This is a genomic window from Marinobacterium lacunae, from assembly GCF_000705555.1.
In the GTDB taxonomy this organism is placed as follows: Bacteria; Pseudomonadota; Gammaproteobacteria; order Pseudomonadales; family Balneatricaceae; genus Marinobacterium_D; species Marinobacterium_D lacunae.
In genome coordinates, this window is sequence record NZ_JMQN01000021.1 from 125,438 (window position 1) to 147,754 (window position 22,317).

At 57.4% G+C, this 22,317-nt stretch carries 16 protein-coding genes; 8 read left to right on the top strand and 8 right to left on the bottom strand.

The features are described from left to right. Nucleotides 1-65 precede the first annotated feature (65 nt). The 3 genes from rpsA to ADIMK_RS09030 form a co-directional block, all read right to left on the bottom strand. A complete protein-coding gene (gene rpsA, locus ADIMK_RS09020) occupies nt 66-1,748 on the bottom strand; it encodes a 30S ribosomal protein S1 (protein WP_036186531.1) in 1,683 nt (560 codons plus the stop codon). 196 nt (nt 1,749-1,944) lie between these two features. Further along, nucleotides 1,945-2,733, bottom strand: coding sequence for a hypothetical protein (locus ADIMK_RS09025; RefSeq protein WP_036186534.1), 789 nt, complete (start codon nt 2,731-2,733; stop codon nt 1,945-1,947). Between the two features lie 10 nt (nt 2,734-2,743). Next, nucleotides 2,744-4,825, bottom strand: a complete 2,082-nt coding sequence (locus ADIMK_RS09030; RefSeq protein WP_051692765.1) for a carboxy terminal-processing peptidase — start codon at nt 4,823-4,825, stop codon at nt 2,744-2,746. A gap of 165 nt (nt 4,826-4,990) precedes the next feature. On the opposite strand from ADIMK_RS09030, the gene ADIMK_RS09035 reads away from it, so the two are divergent. The 4 genes from ADIMK_RS09035 (at nt 4,991) to ADIMK_RS09050 (ending at nt 9,476) form a co-directional block, all read left to right on the top strand. Continuing rightward, nucleotides 4,991-5,551, top strand: a complete 561-nt coding sequence (locus tag ADIMK_RS09035; protein WP_051692766.1) for an FKBP-type peptidyl-prolyl cis-trans isomerase — start codon at nt 4,991-4,993, stop codon at nt 5,549-5,551. A 4-nt stretch (nt 5,552-5,555) separates the two neighbouring features. Beyond that, nucleotides 5,556-6,845 carry a M18 family aminopeptidase gene (locus ADIMK_RS09040; RefSeq protein WP_036186537.1) on the top strand — a complete coding sequence of 430 codons (1,290 nt, stop codon included), beginning with the start codon at nt 5,556-5,558 and terminating at the stop codon, nt 6,843-6,845. Between the two features lie 97 nt (nt 6,846-6,942). Then, nucleotides 6,943-8,430, top strand: coding sequence for a glutamate-cysteine ligase family protein (locus ADIMK_RS09045; RefSeq protein ID WP_036186540.1), 1,488 nt, complete (start codon nt 6,943-6,945; stop codon nt 8,428-8,430). 2 nt (nt 8,431-8,432) lie between these two features. Continuing rightward, nucleotides 8,433-9,476, top strand: coding sequence for a M14 family metallopeptidase (locus tag ADIMK_RS09050; protein WP_036186543.1), 1,044 nt, complete (start codon nt 8,433-8,435; stop codon nt 9,474-9,476). Nucleotides 9,477-9,484: 8 nt separating this feature from the next. Here the strand turns inward: ADIMK_RS09050 and ADIMK_RS09055 are convergent, their stop codons facing one another. From ADIMK_RS09055 to ADIMK_RS09065, 3 genes are all read right to left on the bottom strand, one after another. After that, on the bottom strand, nt 9,485-10,537 hold the full coding sequence (locus ADIMK_RS09055; RefSeq protein WP_036186546.1) for an alkene reductase: 1,053 nt from the start codon (nt 10,535-10,537) through the stop codon (nt 9,485-9,487). A 60-nt stretch (nt 10,538-10,597) separates the two neighbouring features. Further along, nucleotides 10,598-10,906: an ArsR/SmtB family transcription factor gene (locus ADIMK_RS09060; RefSeq protein ID WP_036186549.1), complete on the bottom strand. Its 309-nt coding sequence runs from the start codon at nt 10,904-10,906 to the stop codon at nt 10,598-10,600. Nucleotides 10,907-11,062: 156 nt separating this feature from the next. Next, complete coding sequence (locus tag ADIMK_RS09065) at nt 11,063-13,162, bottom strand: NosR/NirI family protein (RefSeq protein ID WP_036186552.1); 2,100 nt, start codon at nt 13,160-13,162, stop codon at nt 11,063-11,065. A gap of 188 nt (nt 13,163-13,350) precedes the next feature. On the opposite strand from ADIMK_RS09065, the gene ADIMK_RS09070 reads away from it, so the two are divergent. Continuing rightward, nucleotides 13,351-14,274 (top strand): bestrophin family protein, encoded by a 924-nt coding sequence (locus ADIMK_RS09070; protein ID WP_051692767.1) that lies wholly within the window; start codon nt 13,351-13,353, stop codon nt 14,272-14,274. A gap of 3 nt (nt 14,275-14,277) precedes the next feature. Here the strand turns inward: ADIMK_RS09070 and ADIMK_RS09075 are convergent, their stop codons facing one another. Next, nucleotides 14,278-15,168 (bottom strand): MBL fold metallo-hydrolase, encoded by an 891-nt coding sequence (locus ADIMK_RS09075; protein ID WP_036186556.1) that lies wholly within the window; start codon nt 15,166-15,168, stop codon nt 14,278-14,280. A 175-nt stretch (nt 15,169-15,343) separates the two neighbouring features. On the opposite strand from ADIMK_RS09075, the gene cysQ reads away from it, so the two are divergent. Then, nucleotides 15,344-16,147: a 3'(2'),5'-bisphosphate nucleotidase CysQ gene (gene cysQ, locus ADIMK_RS09080; RefSeq protein WP_036186559.1), complete on the top strand. Its 804-nt coding sequence runs from the start codon at nt 15,344-15,346 to the stop codon at nt 16,145-16,147. Between the two features lie 6 nt (nt 16,148-16,153). On the opposite strand, the gene metE is transcribed toward cysQ, so the two are convergent. Beyond that, nucleotides 16,154-18,415 (bottom strand): 5-methyltetrahydropteroyltriglutamate--homocysteine S-methyltransferase, encoded by a 2,262-nt coding sequence (gene metE, locus ADIMK_RS09085; protein WP_036186562.1) that lies wholly within the window; start codon nt 18,413-18,415, stop codon nt 16,154-16,156. Nucleotides 18,416-18,914: 499 nt separating this feature from the next. Here metE and ADIMK_RS09090 point away from each other — a divergent pair, with 499 nt between their 5' ends. Both ADIMK_RS09090 and ADIMK_RS09095 read left to right on the top strand, forming a co-directional pair. Further along, nucleotides 18,915-20,384: a NarK family nitrate/nitrite MFS transporter gene (locus tag ADIMK_RS09090; RefSeq protein WP_036186566.1), complete on the top strand. Its 1,470-nt coding sequence runs from the start codon at nt 18,915-18,917 to the stop codon at nt 20,382-20,384. Nucleotides 20,385-20,468: 84 nt separating this feature from the next. Continuing rightward, nucleotides 20,469-22,187 (top strand): bifunctional protein-serine/threonine kinase/phosphatase, encoded by a 1,719-nt coding sequence (locus tag ADIMK_RS09095; RefSeq protein WP_036186569.1) that lies wholly within the window; start codon nt 20,469-20,471, stop codon nt 22,185-22,187. The last annotated feature ends 130 nt before the right edge of the window (nt 22,188-22,317 follow it).

Below are 22,317 nucleotides of genomic sequence, written 5' to 3' on the forward strand. Positions count from 1 at the left end.
AGCGTTTTGTTCAGTACATAAAAAAAGAGCGCCTAAGCGCTCTTTTTTATTGCCTGATGAAAGACTTAGTCTTTCTGGCTAGCCATCTGCTGCTTGATCAGGTCACCGATAGTGGTCGGACCGGCCACTTCAACTTCCTGGTTGCGAACAGCGTTCAGAGCTTCTTTCTCTTCAGCCTGGTCTTTAGCTTTGATTGACAGGTTGATCGCGCGGTTGCGACGGTCAACACCGGTGATCTTGGCTTCAACCATTTCGCCTACAGACAGAACGGTGCTTGCATCTTCAACGCGCTCAGAAGAGATCTCGGATACCTTCAGGATACCTTCGATACCTTCGCCCAGATCGATGATAGCCGCTTTGGCATCAACGCTCTTGACCGGAGCGGTTACGATAGTGCCTTTCTGGTTGGTTGCCAGGTACTCGCTGAACGGATCGCTTGCCAGCTGCTTGACGCCCAGAGAGATGCGCTCTTTCTCTGCGTCGATAGACAGGATAACCGCTTCAACTTCGTCACCTTTCTTGAACTGACGCAGAGCGGCTTCGCCGTCGGTGTCCCAAGAGATGTCGGACATGTGAACCAGACCGTCGAGGTCGTTATCCAGACCAACGAAGATACCGAAGTCGGTGATGGTCTTGATGGTGCCGCTGACACGGTCGCCGGCAGCGTACTGCTCGGAGAAGCCAACCCACGGGTTCTGAGTGCACTGCTTGATACCCAGAGAGATGCGGCGACGCTCTTCGTCGACGTCCAGGATCATCACTTCTACCTCGTCGCCGATCTGAACGATCTTGGACGGGTGGATGTTTTTGTTGGTCCAGGACATTTCGGATACGTGAACCAGACCTTCAACGCCATCTTCGATAGAAGCGAAGCAGCCGTAGTCAGTCAGGTTGGTAACGCGTGCAGCAACCTTGGCACCAGCCGGGTAGCGAGCCTTGATGTCATCCCACGGATCGGAAGACAGCTGCTTCAGACCCAGAGAGATGCGGCCGCTGTCTTTGTCGAACTTGATGATTTTGACGGTGATCTCGTCGCCCGGAGTCAGCATTTCGCTCGGGTGAGAGATACGCTTCCACGCCATGTCGGTGATGTGCAGCAGGCCGTCTACGCCGCCCAGGTCAATGAACGCACCGTAGTTGGTGAGGTTCTTGACGTAACCCTTGGCAACCTGACCCTCTTCCAGGGTAGCGAGCAGTTCATCACGCTGAGCGCTGTTAGCTTCCTGCAGCACGGCGCGGCGGGAAACAACGATGTTGTTGCGCTTGGGATCCAGCTTGATCAGCTTGAACTCCAGCTCTTTGCCTTCCAGGTGATCAACGTCGCGAATCGGACGAACGTCAACCAGAGAGCCCGGCAGGAAGCCCTGGATGTTGTTGATGCTGACAGTGAAGCCGCCTTTGACCTTGCCAGAGATGAAACCCTTGACAGTCTCTTCAGCTTCAAACTTAGTCTGCAGAATCTCCCATGCTTCAGCACGCTTGGCTTTCTCACGGGACAGGCGGGTTTCACCGAAGCCATCTTCGACTGCTTCCAGCGCTACCTTGACGGTATCGCCGATAGCGATTTCGAGTTCGTTGGCATCGTTGACGAACTGTGAACGGGGGATAACGGCTTCAGACTTGAGGCCAGCGTTCACGGTAACCCAGTCGCTGTCGATATCGACAACTTCACCCATAACCAGGGTGCCCGGAGTCATCGCTACGTTTTGGAGGGATTCTTCAAACAGTTCAGCAAAGCTTTCGCTCATGAAAATGTCCTATGCTTTGTGCCGCTTCAGCCGAATAAGGGCTTGGCAGCTATCCAGCCTGTATCGTCAGCTATACAGGGTCGGTTATCGATAACACCCGCCATACCACCGCGCTGACGTAGGGAGTATGCAAGTGATAAAGTGGCGAAATTATACAGATGTAGCGACTGGATTGACAGCAAACATGGATGAAAAATCATCCATCCTGGGCTGTAAGGGTGGCGTTGAGCTTTTCCCGAAGAGGAGACTGGCAGGGCGGGAGCACTTTGTTGAGGTCTTCACGCAGTGCTGCCGAAAGGCGTGTGCTTTCAGGCTTCTCCAGCCAACGCGCGATGCTGCGTACCTCGTCAGCCGAGTTAGCGGCGATTTCGACAGCGTTGCCGATGCAGAACGCGTAGTTGAGAAGGTCATGCTCGACCAGCTGTTTGCGGGTGTTCTGGTCGATCAGCATACGGTGCGCTTCGATAAACCGGTGGTATTCACGCAATGCCGCGTCTGACATCATCTTGATCCAAAAATCGGTAAAACGCTGGGCCTCAGGCAATTCTCGCAAACCTGACTCGATCTCCCGACGGGTGCGTGCAAGCTCCTGCTCGAGGGTTTCTGGCGCAAACTGCTCATTTACCTCTTTGTAGTGTTCCAGACTGTCGACCTGCTGCTGGAGTTGGTCCACCTGCTGCTGAAGGTCGGCGTTTTCCTGCAGGAGTCTTTCTTTGTCCTTGATCAGACCGTGAATCACCTTTTCGACGGGGGTCAGATTCTCCTCCGAGAAGGTGGCGGGCAGTTGCTTCTGGCCCAACACACCGACCGATTCCGTATAGGGGTTGGTCGGCATAATCTCAAAGCCGAATTTTTGCAGGACATCGCGGTTTTCATCGTGCTGGGCCTGAAGCGCCTGCCAGCCGAAATAGCCGCCTGTGCCCAGTACAATCAGTACAATGGGCATAACGACGAGTGCAATCAGTAACGGCTTTTGGCGCTTCATACAGGGTCTGTCAACGTTCCAGTCGGCTCTGGGCCGTGGCTTGAGGCTTCTCGAGCGCGATCATGTCGAGCATGATATGGGCGCTCTCGTTAAGCAGTGCTTCCGCTTCTGGATTGATAGGGCGACCCTGATCATCTTTGGGCAATGAGTCTTCGAGTTCGGTAAGTGAGTCCACGGTACTCATCCCCTTAGCCTCACGGCGTCGATTTTCGCTGTTCAGCAGCCAGTCTTCGGCTTTTTCCCGTTCTTCTTTCAGTGTGTTCTCGTTCAGAGAAACGCGGCTGCTTCTTTTTTCCTTCAGGTGTTCAATCTGCTCGTTCATGAACAGGAAATCCGGGTCGCTGTCTGTGCGCTGGTGATGCAGTTGATTCAGCGTCGGCAGCAACTCGTTCAGCGACGGGAAGCGGCCGTACCGCACCGGACGCACTTTGTCCCAGGGCAGGGCTGAATCCAGAGAACTTTCGCCGATCTCTTTTTCGTCATACAGGGTCGGGAACTGGATATCCGGGTTGACCCCTTTATGCTGAGTGCTCTCACCTGAGATGCGGTAGAACTTGGAGTGGGTCATCTTGATCTGCCCGTGGTCGATCTCCTGCACAACCTGTACGGTACCCTTGCCAAAGGTGCGGCTGCCCACAACCAGACCACGCTGGTAATCCTGTATTGCGCCAGCAAAAATCTCCGATGCCGAGGCACTGAGGCGGTTGACGATAACGGTCATCGGTCCGTTCCAGGCTACCTCCGGGTTGAAGTCGCCGAGGATATCGATGCGGCCGTCCGGGTCGCGGATCTGCACGGTCGGGCCACGGCTGATAAACAGGCCGACCAACTCGTTGGCTTCACGTAGAGAGCCGCCGCCATTGTCGCGCAGGTCGATGATCAGGCCCTCGACCTGCTGACGCTTCAGTTCATCGATAAGGGCGCGAACGTCGCGAGTGGTGCTTTTATAGTTGGGGTCACCGCTTTGCAGGGCCTGGAAGTCGATATAGAACGCGGGGATGCTGATCACGCCTATCTTGTGTGATTTGCCATCCTGCTGGACGTCGATGACACGGCTTTTTGCAGACTGCTCCTCAAGCTTGACCTTTGAGCGTACCAGGCGCACGGTCTTGCGCATGGTCTGGTCGGCCGCATCCGAGGGGATAATCTGCAGGCGCACGACCGTATCCTTGGGGCCGCGGATTAGCTGAACCACATCATCCAGTCGCCAGCCCACCACATCTTCGAATTCGCCATCGTCGCCTTGGGCAACGCCGACAATCAGATCGGCAGGCTTGAGCTGGCCGCTCTTCTCTGCAGGACCTGCCGGCACAAGGCTGACAATCTTGGTCATCTCATCCTGGCTTTGCAGCACGGCCCCGATGCCCTCCAGCGAGAGGCTCATGTTGATGCGGAAGCTTTCGGCGCTCACTGGCGAGAAGTACTGGGTGTGAGGGTCAAACTCGGCCGTCAGTGAGTTGACGTAGGTCTGGAATACATCCTCGCTCTTGGCCTGTTCGGCGCGCTGCTTTTGGGAGCGATAGCGCTTGAGCAGAATTTCGCGGGCCTCGTCGACGGTTTTATCGGCCAATTTGAGGCTCAACAGCGCGTTCTTGATCCGGCGACGCCAGAGGTCGTTCATGGCGGATGGCGAGTCGATCCACGGTGCCTCTTTTCGATCCAGATCAATGGACTCATCCAGTGTGAAATCGTATGTGACGCTATCATCTTCCAGACGGCCGATGATGTAGTTCAGCCGCTCCAGATTACGCTGTTCGAAACGGTTGAAAATAGCGTAGGCCGCACTGAGATCACCGTTTTTAATCTGATCGTCAAGCGTAGTGCGCCAGGCTTCGAATTCGGCAATATCCGATGCGAAAAAATAGCTGCGGCTAGGGTCGAGCGCGGCCAGATAACGATCCAGCAAGGCGCTGGAGAGGTCATCATTTATGCTGATTCTGTTGTAGTGCCCTCTTTGCAACGTATCGACAACCTCAAGCAGTGTCTGCTTGTAAACAGGTTCCGGGTCCAGTCGTGCTTGTGCGGGTAGAGAGATGACGAGCGCGAAGAGCAACGCCGGGAAGAGGGTGAAGAGCTTAAAACGATGTGTCATCGCGAGGAGAGGCTCCAGATCGTTCAATGTGATAACTCAGACACGCATGGCGTGGGTCGAGTTCCGCCCAACGGCCGCATAAATGGCGAGGGGCAGGCTTCCGAGTGTAGTCAGCCCGGGAACTAATGTAAAATCATCACTCTTTGGTCGTTTCAAGGGGTTGGGATGAAACTGCTTAGTCGCAGGAGTCTGCTTGGTATCGCGCTGGCATTTGGTCCGCTGGTGTTGCTTGTTGGGTGTGGTGAAGATCCGGAGGAAGCGCGTTTTCGACAGGAGCTGGTCGACAAGGCGCTGAACGATGAAACCCGCCGTGCCGGTGATGCTTTTCTTGCCGAAAATGCCAAGCAGCCGGGCGTCGTCGTCAAACCCTCAGGCTTGCAGTACAAGGTGATGCGTGAGGGAAGCGGGGCGAAGCCGGGACCGAAGGATGTTGTGGTTGTTCATTACGAGGGGACCCGCATCGACGGTGAAGTGTTTGATAGCTCTTACGAGCGAGGAAAGCCCGCGCGCTTCCCGTTGAACCAGGTGATTCGCGGTTGGAGCGAGGGTCTTATGGACATGCGGGCCGGCGGTGAGCGTATGCTCTATCTGCCAGCCGATCTGGCCTATGGCGCTCGCAGCCCCTCACATCTGATTCCGGCCAACTCGGCACTGATATTCAAAGTGGAACTGCTCGATGTAGAGCAGGAGGGCAGTTCCGAGCAGCGGCCTGCTTCAGGGGAGTAACGCGATGGCGCAGAGTGAATTCAACCGTCAGCTTATCGAGTTTCTCGATGCATCTCCGACTCCCTGGCATGCCGTTGTGTCATTGGCTGAACGTTTGTCCAGTGCGGGTTTCTCCGAGTTAAAAGAGAGCGGTGAATGGACGCTGGAGCCCGGGCGCGGCTACTTCATATGTCGCAACGGGTCGTCGATTATCGCCTGGCGGCAGCCCATGGCGGCCGATCTTGCGGCCAACGGCTGGCGTTTGATCGGCGCTCACACGGACTCCCCCTGTCTGAGGGTAAAGCCTCAGCCGGAGCTGCACCGAAAGGGCTACTTCCAGTTGGGGATCGAGGTCTATGGTGGTGCGTTGCTGAACCCTTGGTTTGATCGGGATTTGTCACTGGCAGGGCGTGTCAGCTGGCGCGATGAGGCGGGACAGCTGCACAACTCGCTGATCGATTTTGAACGCCCCGTCGCCATCATCCCCAGTCTTGCGATTCACCTTGATCGCGAAGCCAACTCAAGCCGCAACATCAATGCCCAGACCTATCTGCCGGCGCTGATCGGCCAGGGCAAGCAGAAGCCAGATTTTCGCGAGCTGCTGCGCGAGCATATGCTCAACACAGGTACTGAAGGTGTCGCCAGAGTGCTCGATTACGAACTCTGCTTCTATGACACCCAGGGGGCTGCGGAGATTGGTCTTAATCGCGAGTTTATTGCATCTGCCAGGCTGGATAACCTGCTGAGCTGTTTTATCGGCTTGAAGTCACTAATGGACGCCGATGCAGGACCGGGGCAGGTACTGGTGTGCAACGACCACGAAGAGGTCGGCAGCATGAGTGCCTCCGGCGCTCAGGGACCGATGCTGAAACAGTGGCTTGAGCGCATCATGCCCGATGTTCATGCCCGCAACCGAGCGTTGGCAAACTCGATGTTGATCTCGGCTGACAATGCGCACGGTGTACACCCGAACTTCTCCGAAAAGCATGACGATAATCACGGTCCTTTGCTCAATGCAGGCCCTGTGATCAAGATCAACGCGAACCAGCGCTATGCCAGTAATAGCGAGACCAGCGCGCTTTTCCGGCATTTGGCGGAGGAGCAGGGGGTCGCTGTTCAAAGTTTCGTCGTGCGCTCCGATATGGCGTGCGGTAGCACAATCGGTCCGATAACGGCCGCCGAGCTTGGTGTCAAAACCTTGGATATCGGTGTGCCGCAGTTTGCAATGCATTCGATTCGGGAGCTGGCCGGTAGTCAGGACGCCGAGTCTCTGTACCGGGTTCTGGTGCCTTTTCTGGAGCTCAAGGAGATCTGAACCGAGGGTGTATCTTGATAGCGCTTCCCGCGCTGGATCAGTTGAGAACTGGCAATGATGTGCCATCCTGAATGCAAAGGTTTTTTCAGGTGGTTCCATGGGAAGAGCTATCGACGATGCCGATTACTCGGCCAGATCCATCCGTCAATTCCAACAGCGACTCAATGACGATCTGGATGCACTCGCCGCTGTATTGAAGCGCCCGGGGTTTGGCCGGGGGGCGGGTAGCTTTGGTGCTGAGCTTGAGCTCTATATCGTCAACCCCCAAGGCCGTCCGGTTGGGCGCAATTTTGAGATTCAGGAGAGGGCGGGCGACCCACAGGTCACTCTTGAGCTCAACCGCTATAACCTCGAATACAACCTCAAGCCCGTGCCAATCAAGGGTTGCCCGTTTTCGGCGACCGAGCTGCAGATCAGTGAGGCGATTGAGCGTTTGAGTCTGGCCGCTGACGAGTTTGGCGCACAAGTGGTGCCGATCGGTATTCTGCCGACACTCAAGCGGCGCGATTTCGGTCCCCGCAACATGACCGATCTCAAGCGCTATCACTGCCTGACGCAGCGTTTGGCCAATCTCAGAGGGAAGCTTTTTTCCATCAAGATTAACGGCGAAGAGCCGGTGGAGTTGCGCTCACGCGATCTGACGCTGGAGGGCGCCAATACCTCGTTGCAGCTTCATTATCGCGTATCGCCCAGCGCCTATGCGCGCACATTCAATGCCGTGCAGATGGCGACGCCTCTGGTGTTAGGCGTCGCCTGCAACTCGCCGTTCATGATTGGTCGCCGGTTATGGCATGAGACGCGTATTCCCCTGTTCAAGCATGCCATCGATGGTTACACCCGCGATCTGCGCGATGCGCACCTTCCATCCCGTGTCGATTTCGGTAACGGATGGGTCAGAGAAGGGGTATACGAACTCTTTGCTGAAAATGTTTACCTGCATCCTCCCTTGTTACCGATCTGCAGCGATGAGCAGCCCGACAAGTTAGTCGAGGCCGGAGACGTACCGGAACTGTTTGAGCTGCAACTGCATCAGGGCACGGTCTGGCCGTGGAATCGCGCTATCTACGATTCCAGTGGAAAAGGGCATCTGCGAATCGAGCTCAGAGCCCTGCCGGCAGGTCCAACAGCGTGTGACATGATGGCCAATGCCGCGCTGCTGATCGGGCTGACTGAGGGGCTCGCGCCCCAGATGGAGCGTTTGATTCCCGCCATGCCCTATCAAACGCTGGTGTATAACTTTTATCGTGCGGCGCAGCAGGGGATGGGAGCTAAGCTGTTGTGGCCAGCTGAGCGCGGCGGCGGTTTTGAGGAGCTGACGCCGGTGGAGCTGGTCAGGCGGATGTTGCCGCTGGCGGAAGAGGGGTTGGCCGCTATCGGTATCGAGCCGAAAGAGCGCAAACACTATCTTGGCTTGATCGCCAGACGTCTGGACGCCGGTGTGAGCGGCGCGAGCTGGCAGCTGCGTCAGTTCCAGCGTTTGCATCGTAACCAGGCCCGGCACTTGGCACTGGGGCAGATGATGCGGGAGTATATGGCGAACAGTCGGCAAAACCTGCCGATAGCGGACTGGAAGGATATAGGGTAACGATGGCGACTGATCCGATCAGGGTACTCGAAGCGTCGGCAACAAGTGTGTGGGGCGAGACCGATGCGGAGTTTCTTAACCGCCTGTCGGGCGCTGCGGTTATCCTGATACCCGGGCGCGACCGTAGCCGCACCCGAGCGCTCTGTACGTTGCTGCACGGTAACGAGCCCTCGGGTACGCGCGCTTTGCATCGTTATCTCCGAGAGGGGCATATACCGCTGGTCAATCTGCTGTGCTGTGTGCCTGCCGTGGAAACCGCACTGCACGAAAAGCTTTATCAGCATCGTTACCTGCCCGGGGAGCGGGATATGAACCGCTGCTTTCGACCGCCGTTCGACGATCGTCCCGGCGCTATTGCTCACCGCATATTGCAGATACTGGCCGAGTACCGACCCGAATGCCTCATTGATATACACAACACTTCCGGTGCAGGGCCTGCCTTTGGGGTGGTGACCTATGAAGACCATACACATGAAGCACTGGTCTCGCTGTTTACCGAGCATCTGGTGGTCAATGATCTGAAGCTGGGTGCGCTTATGGAGTTGAGCAGGCCTGAATGTCCTGTGGTGACCATCGAATGCGGTGGCGCCGGTGATCCGCGCTCTGATCGTATCGCCTATGAGGGGCTGCTGCGCTATGCCAGTGGGGAGGACGTCCTGAAACTGGCTCCAGGCACGCATCTGGAGCTGTACCACAGTCCCATTCGGCTGGAGCTCTCGGAAGGGGCCAGTCTTACATACGATACCCGGCCGGTGCCGGGTGTAGACCTGACCGTGCCGCCTGATCTGGAGCGCTATAACTTCGGTACAGCTCCAGAGGGGACATTCATCGGCTGGCTGGATGGCAGTGCCAGCCGACAACGTCTCAGTGCCAAAAACGGCCAGGGCATTGACCGGCTGGGGGAGTGGTTCAAGGTGGAGGACGGTCGTTTGATGACCGCCCTGCCGTTGAAGCTGTTCATGATTACCCACCGCAAGGACATTGCGCTGAGCGACTGTCTGTTTTACGCGGCGCCCGAAACCGAGCACCGCTCTATCGACAGTTAATCGGGCGATTAAGCCAGTTCCGGATAGCTGGTGTAGCCCTCGGCTGTTGAGGCATAGAAGGTAGAAGGGTCCGGAGTGTTCAGTTCGGCACCCTGTCTAAATCGCAGGCTCAGGTCCGGGTTCGCGATGTAGGGCACGCCGAAGGCGATGGCATCGGCCTTGCCGGCCTCGACCCATTCGCTGCCGGAGTCGAGAGTAAAGCCTTCATTGGCGATATAGACGCCGCCAAACAGCTTCTTCAGCTCGGGGCCAATGCTATCTTCAGCGGCTTTCTCGCGCGTGCAGATAAATGCGATGTTGCGTTTACCGAGCTCGCGCACCACATATGAATATGCGCCGAGACGGTCGGAATCGGACATGTCATGGGCGTCCGCACGGGGAGACAGGTGAACGCCGACACGGTCGGCACCCCAGACGTCGATAGCGGCATCGGTCACTTCCAGCAGCAGACGGGCACGGTTCTCGATGGGACCGCCGTAAGCATCGGTACGCTTGTTAGTGCCGTCGAGCAGGAACTGTTCCAGTAGGTAGCCGTTTGCACCGTGGAGCTCGACGCCGTCGAATCCAGCTTTTTTCGCATTAGCAGCGCCCTGTCGATAGGCTTCGATGATGCCTGGAATCTCGTCGAGCTCCAGTGCTCTTGGTGTTACATACTCTTTCTGGGGGCGCACCAGGCTGACATGTCCGGCCGGACGCACAGCGCTTGGAGCAACCGGCAGCTCGCCGTTCAGATACAGCGGATCGGAGATGCGTCCAACGTGCCAGAGCTGGAGTACGATTTTTCCACCCTCGGCGTGCACGGCGGCGGTGACCTTCTTCCAGCCTTCAACCTGCTCGTCAGACCAGATTCCCGGTGTATCGGGGTAGCCCACGCCCATCGGCGTAACGGCGGTTGCTTCGGTAATGATCAAGCCTGCATTGGCGCGCTGGCGGTAGTACTCTACCATCAGATCGCCCGGTACACGGCCGGATTCTGAGCGGCAACGGGTCAGCGGGGCCATGACGATACGGTTGGACAGTTCTAACGCGCCGACCTTAAGCGGCTGGAAAAGTATGCTCATGCAGAGCCTCCTGGGACGATGTTGGATGGGCGCTTACGTCATCGGGCACCCACCCATTATTCAGAGGCTGGTACCGATGGCGTCCAGAAACGCCTGTATGTTGGCTTCGTTGCGCTTGTAGTAGATCCACTGACCGATCTTCTGTGTTTCCACAAGGCCTGCCCGATGCAAGGTTGCCAGATGGGCTGATGTCGTGGATTGAGACAGTCCGGTTTTTTTGTCGATCATGCCGGCGCACACGCCCGCTTCGAAAGGGGTGGGTTGCTCGGCAAACCAGCGCTCGGGTTCCTTTAACCATGCCAGTATCTGTCGTCTGACCGGGTGGGCCAGCGCTTTGATAACGGCATCGAGTTCAATGGTGTCTGTCATTTTTGTATATCGTGTATTTGCGAAATATATATCGTTAAAGTCCGATATACAAGTTTTCGCTGTATGTTTTTTGATCTGTTTTGATCGAGTCGGCTCGATGGGAAGAAGGTATCACATGTGGGCGGCTCGCGCTGAGCCGCCACATCAAAATGAGGATCAGGAGGCTTTGGCTATTACCTGAACGGGTTTGCGCTTGCCTTTGCGCTCATTGATCAGTGGGACGCACTGGTGATCGTCTCGGTAGATCACCTCGCACTCATAGCATTGGATACATTCGCGGTAGTTGATTTCGCCAGAGGGCTCAATGGCACGGATACTGCAGCGATGAGTACATAACTGGCAGGGGCTCCCGCATTCCGAACGGCGGGGAAGCCAGCGGAACAGATGAAAGTGGCCGATCACTGCGAAGAATGCACCCAGTGGGCAGAGGTAGCGGCAGAAAAACTTGTGTACGAACAGCCCGGCGATAAGCAGGAGAGCGGCGTAGATCATGAACGGCCACTCGCGCACAAAGCCCATGGTGATGGCGGTCTTGAAGGGTTCCACCTCTGCCCCGCGCTCGGCGGCGCTGAGCGAATAGAAGCTCACGCCAACCAGACCTGCCAGAATCAGGTACTTCAGACCCCAGAGCCTGCGATGTATCCGGAAGGGAATACGGCGCTGGCGTATCTTAAGTCGAGTGGCGATTTCGGCGGCGATCTCCTGCAGCACTCCGAAGGGGCAAAGCCAGCCGCAGAAGTAGCCCCGCCCCCATAACACCAGTGTCAGCAGGACGAAGCACCAGAGAATGAAGATGACCGGATCGATCAGCAGAATCGAGCCGGACGCACTGCCGATCATCACTTGAATGATGGTGAACACGTTGGTGATCGACAGCTGCCCCTGGGTGATGTAGCCGATGAATACCAGTGTATAGAGCAGGTAGCTCCAGCGGATGACGCGGAAGCGAATAGGGTTGGCGGTTACCCAGCGATGGCCGAAGATGATCGCGCCAAGCAGCGTCAGCCCCACCAGCAGCACGCCGATCTTGGTGGCACGTTGTTGCCAGATCTGCATCCACAAGGGGGTTGTGTCTGCAACCTCCGGTTCGCTGATGATGAAGAAACGCTCCGGCAGACTGTAGTCGCTGGAAAAGGTGCGGATGATATCGGGGCGCAGATAGCCCTGCTCACGGCTGACCACCAGTTTGAGCGTCCAGGGGGAGGCAGGGTCAAAACCGGCGCTGTCTTTGATGCGGAAAAGGCGGAACTCATCGAAATGGGGCAGGTCTGCGGGCAGCTGCGGGTCGACCGAGCTGTAGAAGTCCAGATCCCTGAGTTCTATCTGAATACCGTTTTGCTCCAACGCCAGACGATCAGGCGGCGTGCCGCGTACGAAGTTATCGCCCAGAATCGAGTAGGGGCCTGCATTCATCACGGCTATGGCGTGCTCCCCAGGCTCCAGTTTCTGCGCCATCAGGCGAGTGTAGTGCTCATCGCCCAGCAGGTAGCGGCCGATACTGGGTACATTCAGGTAGGCAAAGCGCATATCGATGAACGTATCGCTTGAATCGGGTTTAGAGGCTGTTGTGTCGGAAAAGGCCGCATCAACCTCCGCGTCGCTCAGTTTCAGCGCTTTGGCCCATTGATCATCCACTAGCGATTGCCAGCCGGTGGGCTCGAATATATCGGAACGCACCTGCGCCGGCGGTGTGCGATGGGGTATCAGTCCCAGTTTCTGGGCCGCCTGAACGGCCGAGAGCATGACGCTTTCGTTCAGCACGATGGCCGATGCGGTCGCCTTGGTGATGCCGTCGATATAGACGTTGCTGCCGCTGCCTTTGTTGCGCACCGTCGCGCTGGTGATCTTGATGGGATGGCGAAGGTCCAGTCCCGGGTACTGTTCGGTAAAGCGGTGCATCGGCTCCGGGCCGAGCCCATGCAGAAAGATCGGCTCATGGTGCTCAAGCACTTTGACGCCACGATACAGACCGTCTCGATCGATGCCGATCAGCAGTTGATAGGGGGCACCCGAGAAGCCGGGCAGTTGTACATAGTCGCCGGACAGGAAGGCATAACCGATAAGCTCGGTGACTTGATAGACCGGCCACACAGGCGGGTTGTCCAAGCGTGTTTTGATCTCGGTGGCCTGCGGAAAGATCTGTTTGATCAGTCCGGGCAGGTTGTCTGTGTAGTCCTCAGTCTGCGCCTGTGCGGTGCATATCCATAGAGGTATCAACAGCAGCAGTCGGGACAGGTGCCGAGTCAGGGCATTCATGCCAGCGTCCTCAAATCCATCTCTATTATTCTTATCCTGATCAGAGTGTCAGATACCCGGTTGGCTGACTAAGGGTCAAAGGGTGTAAATGCGGTACTACTTTGGAGTGCCTGTGGGGGCTTTAGACGATGCTATAACGTTGACAGCACCCTGATGGGTAGGGATATGCTCAGGCGTTTTCGGGATGGATGATTGCTGTGATAGTGCGCGAAAAGCCGGGCTTGCTGGCACTTTTCTTTGTATATAAGGGGTCGATAGCCCCCAGAGTGCTGCCTCAGATCATTCTGGTGGCGCTGCTTTCCGGGCTACTGGTATGGATTCATGAGCACTTTCCCACGCTGTTTCCCGAGCTCACCATCTCGTCATTTGCCTTTATCGGTATAGCGCTCTCGCTCTACCTGGGTTTTCGCAATAACGCCTGCTACGAACGCTGGTGGGAGGGACGGCGGCTGTGGGGGCAGTTACTGGTCCAGTGTCGAAACCTGCTGAGGATGAGCCTTGCCTATCGCAGTGCAGACAGTGAGCGCCACAAGCGCATGGCGCGACGACTGGTGGCCTTTGCTGGATGTCTGCGCGATCAGCTGCGTGATGTAGATCCTATGCCGGGGCTTCAGGAGTGGCTCAGCGATGCCGAGTGCTGGCAGGTCGAAAATGCCGTCAACCGGCCCGAGCGCATTTTGCAGATGATCGGTGAACAGGTGGCCGTGGAGGTCAAAACCGGCGGGTTCGATTCAGTAACGGCACGCAACTTCGAGCAGTGTCTGGCGTCATTGAGCGAGGTAGTCGCCGGCTGCGAGCGACTGGTGAATACGCCTCTGCCTTTTGCTTACATGCTGTTGGTACACCGTATCTGTTACATCTACTGCCTGCTGTTGCCCTTTGGACTGGTGGTGACCAGTGGTCTGTTCACACCGTTGCTGACAGCCATCGTGGCCTACGCGTTTTTCGGTCTCGATGAGTTGAGCCAGCAATTGGAGCAACCGTTCGGCAACAGTGATAACGCCCTGGCGCTGGATGCGATGACGCTGACGTTGGAGCGCGAATGTCGTCAGGCGCTGGGTGAGCAGAACCTGCCCGCTGCACCCAGCAGCCGCGATTACCGGCTGACCTGATGATCAGGCGGTGATAGTGGCGAACGCATCGCAGGTGTCGATAACCGAATAGCGTCCCCGTTCGTCACGGTGAATGCGGCCCAGCGCAATATCGGGGTCATGGGTGAACACCAGTCGCCCCTGACGTGCGTGCAGGTTCTCCAGTACACCGCGCTTTTCATCGATCAGCTGTTCAGGGAAACGGTCGTAACCCATGGTGATGGGCAGGTGGACCCAGGGAGCACCGGGGATAAGATCACCGGCAAACAGTACCGGACCGTCTGGCATCGGAATCTCCGGTAGCATCTGTCCCGGAGTATGTCCGGAACTCATGTGAAACGGGTATGCTTCGCCCAGGGTTTTCGAGTACTCGCCTTCGGGAACCAGCTCCAGACGCCCGCTTTCGGCCAAGGCCTTGATCAGCTCCGGAATATAGGATGCCTTGTCACGGGCGTGCGGGTCATTGGCGCGTTGCCACTGCACTTCGCTGACGACGAAGGTGGCGTTGGGAAAGAGCAACTTAGCCTCACGGTCTGGCTGCCAGGCGGAAAGCAACCCTCCGGCATGATCGAAGTGCAGGTGGGTGAGGACGACGACATCCACATCTTCGTGCCCAAGTCCATGATCCGACAGACTTTCGAGCAGGCGATGATCCTCTTCCTGAACGCCGAAACGCGCTTTCAGCTCGGGGCTGAAAAAGGCGCCGATACCCGCCTCGATCAGGATATTGCGCTGAAGGTGTTGGCCATCGTACTCCTGCACCAGCAGTGCGCGGCAGCCAAGGCGGATCCGGTTTTGTTCGTCAGGCTCGCACCAGCGCTGCCACATCGCTTTGGGCGCGTTACCGAACATGGCACCACCATCGAGCATCTGGCTATTGCCGGTCAGGGATGTCAGGCGTCTTGTTATTATCATTGTGCTCTCCTCTTAACAGGGCGGTGAGTCTAACGGCTCATCGCCAAACTGTGGATGCTGCGAAAGAAGGTCTTGCATCCTGATACGGTTTGTTGTTTTGGTCAATAAATGACCAGCCTGAGGTGGCAGGGTTCAGTACTTTACACTGACCTTCGACAGAAAAAGGGCTTCAAGCATGAATGAATGGATCGACACAAAGCTGGTCGAGGCGGTCGCAGCAATCGCACGCGAGGCGGGTTTTGCCATCATGCGCGTCTATCAGCGCGATTTCTCGATCACCTACAAGGCGGATGAGTCGCCTCTGACCGAAGCCGATGCAGCGGCTCATCGCATCATCGTGACAGCACTGGCGCAACTGAAACCGGTCATGCCGATACTCTCTGAAGAGGATATCGAGGGGTTTGAGGGCCCTGACCGACAGGGGCGCTACTGGCTGGTGGACCCTCTGGATGGCACCAAAGAGTTTATCAAGCGTAATGGTGATTTCAGCGTCAATATCGCCTTGATCGAACAGGGTGTGCCGATACTGGGCGTGGTCTACGCCCCTGTTACCGATACCCTGTGGCAGGGCGCTCGGGGGCTGGGAGCCCAGCGTATTCATGACGGCGAGCAGACACGCTTGCAGGTACGTCGGCACCAGCCGGGTCAGCCCTGGCATCTGCTGCGCAGCCGCTCGCATCCCAGTCCTGACATGCAGGCGTGGATTGAGAAGCTTGAACAGCATGATCCTGTAACGCTTGAATCGGTGGGCAGTTCGCTGAAATTTTGCCGGATCGCCGAGGGCAGCGCCGATATCTATCCGCGCCTTGGCCCGACCTCGTTATGGGATACTGCCGCCGCCCACGCTGTTTTGAACGAGGCGGGCGGGGCGGTGGTGCGCTTCGATGGCCAGCCGCTTGGCTACGCCGATACCGACAGGCTGCTAAACCCCTGGTTCATAGCCCACGGCATCGGCGAGATCGACTGGACCCACTTCTGATGCGCGCTAGCCCAGACGGCTGCGCAGGATGCGGGTGGCCTTGACCATGCGCTCCAGTGCCGGAATGACTTCCGGCCACTGCCGGGTTTTCAGTCCACAGTCCGGGTTGACCCAAAGCCGGTCGGCGGGAATACGCTGTGCGGCTTTTTCGATTAGCCCTACCATCTCCTCGACGCCGGGAGTATTGGGGCTGTGGATGTCGTAAACACCCGGGCCGATCTCGTTGGGGTAGGCGAAGGCCTCGAATGCATCCAGCAGCGCCATGTTGGAACGGCTGGTCTCGATGGTGATGACATCCGCATCCAGTGAGGCAACCGCTTCGATGATGTCGTTGAACTCCGAATAGCACATGTGCGTGTGGATCTGGCAGTTGTCGGCCACGCCGCTGGCGCTCAGACGGAACGACTCGGTCGCCCAGTCCAGATAGGCATTCCAGTCACCGCGGCGCAGCGGAAGACCTTCGCGCAGGGCTGGCTCGTCGATCTGAATCGCCGCAATTCCTGCGGTTTCCAGATCGCAGACCTCATCGTGCAGTGCCAGTGCGATCTGGCGACAGGTGTCGGATCTGGGCTGGTCATCACGCACAAATGCCCACTGCAACATGGTGACCGGCCCTGTCAGCATCCCTTTCATCGGCTTGTCGGTCAGCGACTGGGCGTAGGCTGACCAGCGCACGGTCATCGGTTCAGGGCGTTGGACATCCCCGAATATCACCGGCGGCTTTACGCAGCGTGAGCCGTAGGACTGTACCCAGCCATTGGTGGTGGTCAGGTAGCCCTCCAGTTGCTCACCGAAGTACTCGACCATGTCGTTTCGCTCCGCTTCGCCATGTACCAGCAGGTCAAGCTCCAGCAGCTCTTGCTGTTTGACGCAATACTGGATCTCATCAAGCATGCGCTGCTCATACTCAGGCTTTGACAGGTCGCCGCGACGATAGGCTGCGCGTGCTGCACGGATCTCAGACGTCTGCGGGAAAGAGCCGATGGTTGTCGTCGGCAGCAGGGGCAGATTCAGTCGATTGCGCTGTTCGAGCGCGCGCGTGGGGTAGGGCGATTCACGTCGGCTGTCGGCCTCTGTAATGGCGTTCAGGCGCGCAGCCACCGCCGGCTTGTGAATCCGCTTGGACTGTCGGCGAGCTGCCACCGCCTCGGCGTTCGTGGCCAGCGCTTCCTGTCCCTGTCCGTCGAGCCCCAGGGCCAGAATTCTCAACTCACTCAGCTTTTGTGTGGCAAAGGCCAGCCAGCTACGCTGCTCGGCATCCAGTTTCGATTCGCGGTCGAGATCGACCGGCACATGCAGCAGCGAGCAGGAGGTGGAGATCCACAGACGCTCGCCCAGTGCACGTTTTAGAGGCCGCAGATGCTCCAGTGCCAGATTGAGGTCGGTCTTCCAGATATTGCGTCCGTCGATGATACCGACTGAGAGCACCTGATCCTCGCCGATACGCTTGGCCGCCTGTATGTACTCCTGTCCGCCGCGCAGGGCGTCAAGGTGAAAGCCATCCACCGGCAAGCCCAGACAGAGGTCGAGATTATCCCTGAGGTCGCCGAAATAGGTGGTCAGCAGCAGCTTCACGCTTTGCGCGCCAAGAGCGGCGTACGCAGTACGCAAAGCCTGCTGCCATTGTGAGGGCAGGTCCAGCGCCAGTATCGGCTCATCAATCTGTACCCACTCCAGCGACTGCGCGCCCAGCTGCGCCAACAGCGCTGCATATTGCTCAAGGAGCGCCGGCAGATGGTTCAGGCGGTTCTCGCCCCGGGACAACCACAACAGGGTGACAGGGCCAATCAGCACAGGTTTTGGATTGAACCCCTCCGCGCGGGCCTGCTCGATCTCGTTCAGCAGCTTGTGTGGCGCGAGGCTTGGGCAGGTATTGTTATCCAGCTCCGGTGCCAGGTAGTGGTAGTTGGTATCAAACCACTTGGTCATCTCCAACGCACGTACAGGCTCACCGCTGGGCGCGCGACCGCGCGCCATACGGAAGTAGTTGTCCAGCTCACTATCGGTACTGCCATCACGGAAGCGCTCGGGAATCAACCCGAACATGCAGGCGTGGTCGAGTACCTGGTCATATAGTGAAAAGTCGTTGACGCTGACGTAATCGAGCCCAGCGTCCTGCTGTAACTGCCAGTGGCGACTGCGCAGCTGGCTCGCAACGGCCAGCAGAGCTTCGGCGTCGGCCTCGCCCCGCCAGTAGTGCTCCAGCGCGAACTTGAGTTCACGCTTGGCACCGATACGGGGAAAACCGGGTATATGCAGTCCTGTCATGATGTCCTCATTTGGTGCGTTGATTGAACGGGATGCATTATGGGTGGGATTTTGCATGAATTAAATTGATATAAATTCTAAATGCATTGAGTAAATTTAATAGTGTTGGATCTTTGGTGGCGCGAGATTGAGACCGATGATGCGAAATGCACTATTAACAGGCGGTTTTTTAAGCGGCTGCACTTGATTGGTATATGTTTTGCTTGCCTATAGTGCAGATGCACCGATTGACTGCGCTCAGAACAGGCATACCAAGCCGCTGAACGCAAAAAGTGCATAAAAAACAACGCGCACGGAAGGCATCGCCAGACTGCAAAGGGGTAGTCGGTCGTGTCGGCAGTTATCCGCGGGGTGCACCCCGTTTGGGCAAACCGGTATCGGGCGCGTCAAAACAGAGCAGTAATTGAGCAAAGGCGCTCACTGGCGAAATCCGCGCTGTAGGCAGGAGGTCGCTTGTGAGCGCCTTTCTGTTTTTTACGATAACAAGAGGCCTTTCGGCATGAGTGAGCAAACCAAACTCAACCTCTTATCCTTTACGGGAAAGACCAAGATCCTGCACCTGAGCTGGATGGCGTTCTTCATCACCTTTGTGGTCTGGTTCAACCATGCGCCACTGTTGGCCGCAATCGGCGGTACGCTGGGGCTGGAGAGCGCGCAAGTTAAAACCCTGCTGATTCTGAACGTGGCGTTGACCATCCCGGCACGCGTGTTGATCGGTATGCTCACGGATAAATACGGCCCGAGACTGATCTACGCTGCGTTGCTGTTTCTGTGCAGCATCCCCTGTTTCCTGTTCGCGCTGGCTGACGACTTTGCTCAGGCCGCGATTGCGCGTTTCCTGCTGGGCTTTATCGGTGCTGGATTCGTTATCGGTATCCGCATGGTCAGTGAATGGTTTCCCGCCAATGAGCTGGGTACTGCCGAGGGTATCTATGGTGGCTGGGGCAACTTTGGTTCTGCTGCCGGTGCCATGACACTGCCGACGCTTGCACTGCTGTTTGGCGGCGAGGATGGCTGGCGTTATGCGGTGGCGCTGACAGGTTTGATGAGCCTTGTGTTCAGCGTCATCTGGTACAAGAACGTCAGTGACACGCCGAAAGGGTCAACCTATTTCCGTCCCAAGAAAAATGGCGGCATGGAGGTTACCAGCAAGGGCGACTTCATCTTTATGCTGGCCATGAAAATTCCGATGTATGCCACCCTGGCGCTGCTGGCCTGGAAACTCTCGCCGGCGGGCGTGAAAATGCTGTCCGATACCGCGGTCAACCTGATCTACATCGCGTTGCTGGTGATCTTTGTCTACGACTGCTATAGCGCTTGGAAGGTCAATCACGAGATCTTCGTCAAGCCGGTACCCGAGATGCACCGGTACAAGTTCAAGCAGGTGGCGGTGCTGAACGTGCTCTACTTTGCGACTTTCGGCTCCGAGCTGGCCGTGGTTTCCATGCTGCCGCTGTTCTTTGCAGAAACCTTCGAGCTCGACCCTGTCTATGCAGGTCTTTTGGCCTCGGGTTACGCCTTTATGAACCTGATGTCCCGCCCAGGTGGTGGTTGGATCAGCGACCGCTATGGCCGCAAGCGTACGCTGTTGATCCTGACCGCAGGTCTCGCCGGCGGTTACGCGCTGATGGCGATGACCAACTCCAGCTGGCCGATTGCGCTGGCGGTGATTACCGCGATGGCCTGCTCCTTCTTCGTGCAGGCGGGCGAGGGCGCTGTATTCGCCGTTGTGCCGCTGATCAAGCGTCGTCTGACCGGACAGATCGCCGGTATGACAGGTGCCTATGGCAACGTGGGTGCTGTGGTTTACCTGACGGTGCTCTCATTTGTCAGCTACCAGATCTTCTTCAGCGTGATCGCGGCCACAGCCGTGCTCGGCTTTATCGTGCTGCTGTTCATGGAGGAGCCGCAGGGGCATATGGCCGAGGTGAATGAGGATGGCAGCGTCGAGCTGATCAAAGTAACCTGATATCGACGAGACATGGAGGGGCGCAGATGGCTTAGACAATCGCCATCTGCGCCCTGTTTATGTGGGGTTGCCGGGGATAGGTGAATGAGCAAAAGCTTGCAGGTACGCTTTGGTGGTTGTTCCGAGGCCGGTCGTAAGGCGGTCAACCAGGACGCTTTTGCCGCCCACCTTGCGACCGGCAACGGCGCCGAACTGAAGGGAGCGGCAGCAGCCATCGCCGATGGCGTCAGCAGCTGCGCCGACTCCCATATCGCCAGCCAGACCGCTGTCACCTCCTTCCTTGAGGATTACTTCAGCACGCCGCAGAGCTGGAGTGTGCGCAAATCGGTATCGCGGGTGCTGACCAGCCTGAATGGCTGGATCTATCAGCAGAACGCCAACCGCCATGGATACGGCGACAGCCTGCTGACCACCTTCTCGTCGGTGGTGATCAAATCCAATACCCTGCACTGTTTCCATGCTGGCGATTCCCGGATCTATCATTGGCGTGACGGCACCCTGGAACAGCTGACCCAGGATCATCTGCGCATTGAGCGTGGCAAGGGCTACCTGGCGCGGGCGTTGGGCGCCGACCGTCATCTCGAGGTGGATTATGTCACCCAAGAACTGAGCGTGGGTGACCTGCTGCTGCTGAGCACCGATGGCGTGCATGAGGTGTTGTCTGCCTCACGCCTGCGCCAGTTGCTCGCCGAGGCCGGCGATGACCTGGAGGCCTGCGCCCGGCGGATCGTGGACGAAGCGCTGGAAGCGGGTAGTGAGGATAACGTCACCGTGCTTCTGGTGGCGATCGATGCCCTGCCGCAGGAAACCCTGGACGAAACCCATCGCCGCCTGACCGCGCTGCCGATTCCGCCGGTGATGTCGGTGGGCAACCGCATCGACGGTTACGAGGTGTTGGAGGTGATCTTCAGCGGTACCCGCAGCCATATGTACAGGGTGCGCGATCAGGAAACGGGTGAGCAGTATACGCTGAAGGCGCCGTCGCAGAACTTCACTGAGGATCCCCTCTATCTGGACGGCTTTGTGCGCGAGGAGTGGGTCGGCCAATGCATCAACCACCCCAATGTGATGAAAACCTTCGCGCCCAAGCGTGAAAAACGCTTTCTTTACTATCTGGGCGAGTATATCGACGGTATCAACCTGCGGGAGTGGATGCAGGATCATCCACGACCAGAGCTTGACGAGGTGCGCCGGATTGTACGCCAGACGGTTCAGGGATTGAGGGCGTTCCAGCGTGCCGACATGGTGCACCAGGACCTCAAGCCGGAAAACATCATGCTCGATCGGGACGGGCGGGTGAAGATTCTCGATTTCGGTACGGTGCTGATTGCAGGGGCTGACGAGCTGGTCTCGCCGCTGGATAAATCGGTGCCGCAGGGCAGCGTGAACTATGTTGCGCCGGAGTATCTGGTGGGCGAGCCCGGCAGCTTTCGCTCTGACCTGTTCTCGCTGGCGGTGATCGTATACGAGATGCTCACCGGAGCACTGCCGTATAAGGAGCCATCGGTGAAACAGGTTCAGCTGAAAAACTACGCCGTACTCGACTACATCCCGGCGTTGAATCACCGTCGCGACCTGCCGCTGTGGGTGGAGGGGTGTTTGCGAAAGGCGCTGCAACCCAATCCGCGCTATCGCTATGAAGCGCTATCAGAGTTTCTGCAGGATTTCACTGTACCCAACACCCAGCTTGAGGCGCGCGTCCGTCACCGCCCTCTGGCCGAGCGCAATCCGCTGTTGCTTTGGAAACTGGTTGCGCTGGCGCTGCTGGTGCTCAATCTGTACCAGTGGTGGATGAGGCACTGACGCAACAACCCTCCTGCACAAACTTGTGTCTTTTTCCAAACAGTAGCAGACTGATCCAAACGCCAAACAGGCAGTAGGCGTGTGAATATACTCACGACAGATCCAAAGGGACTGATTGATGGATGCTTAC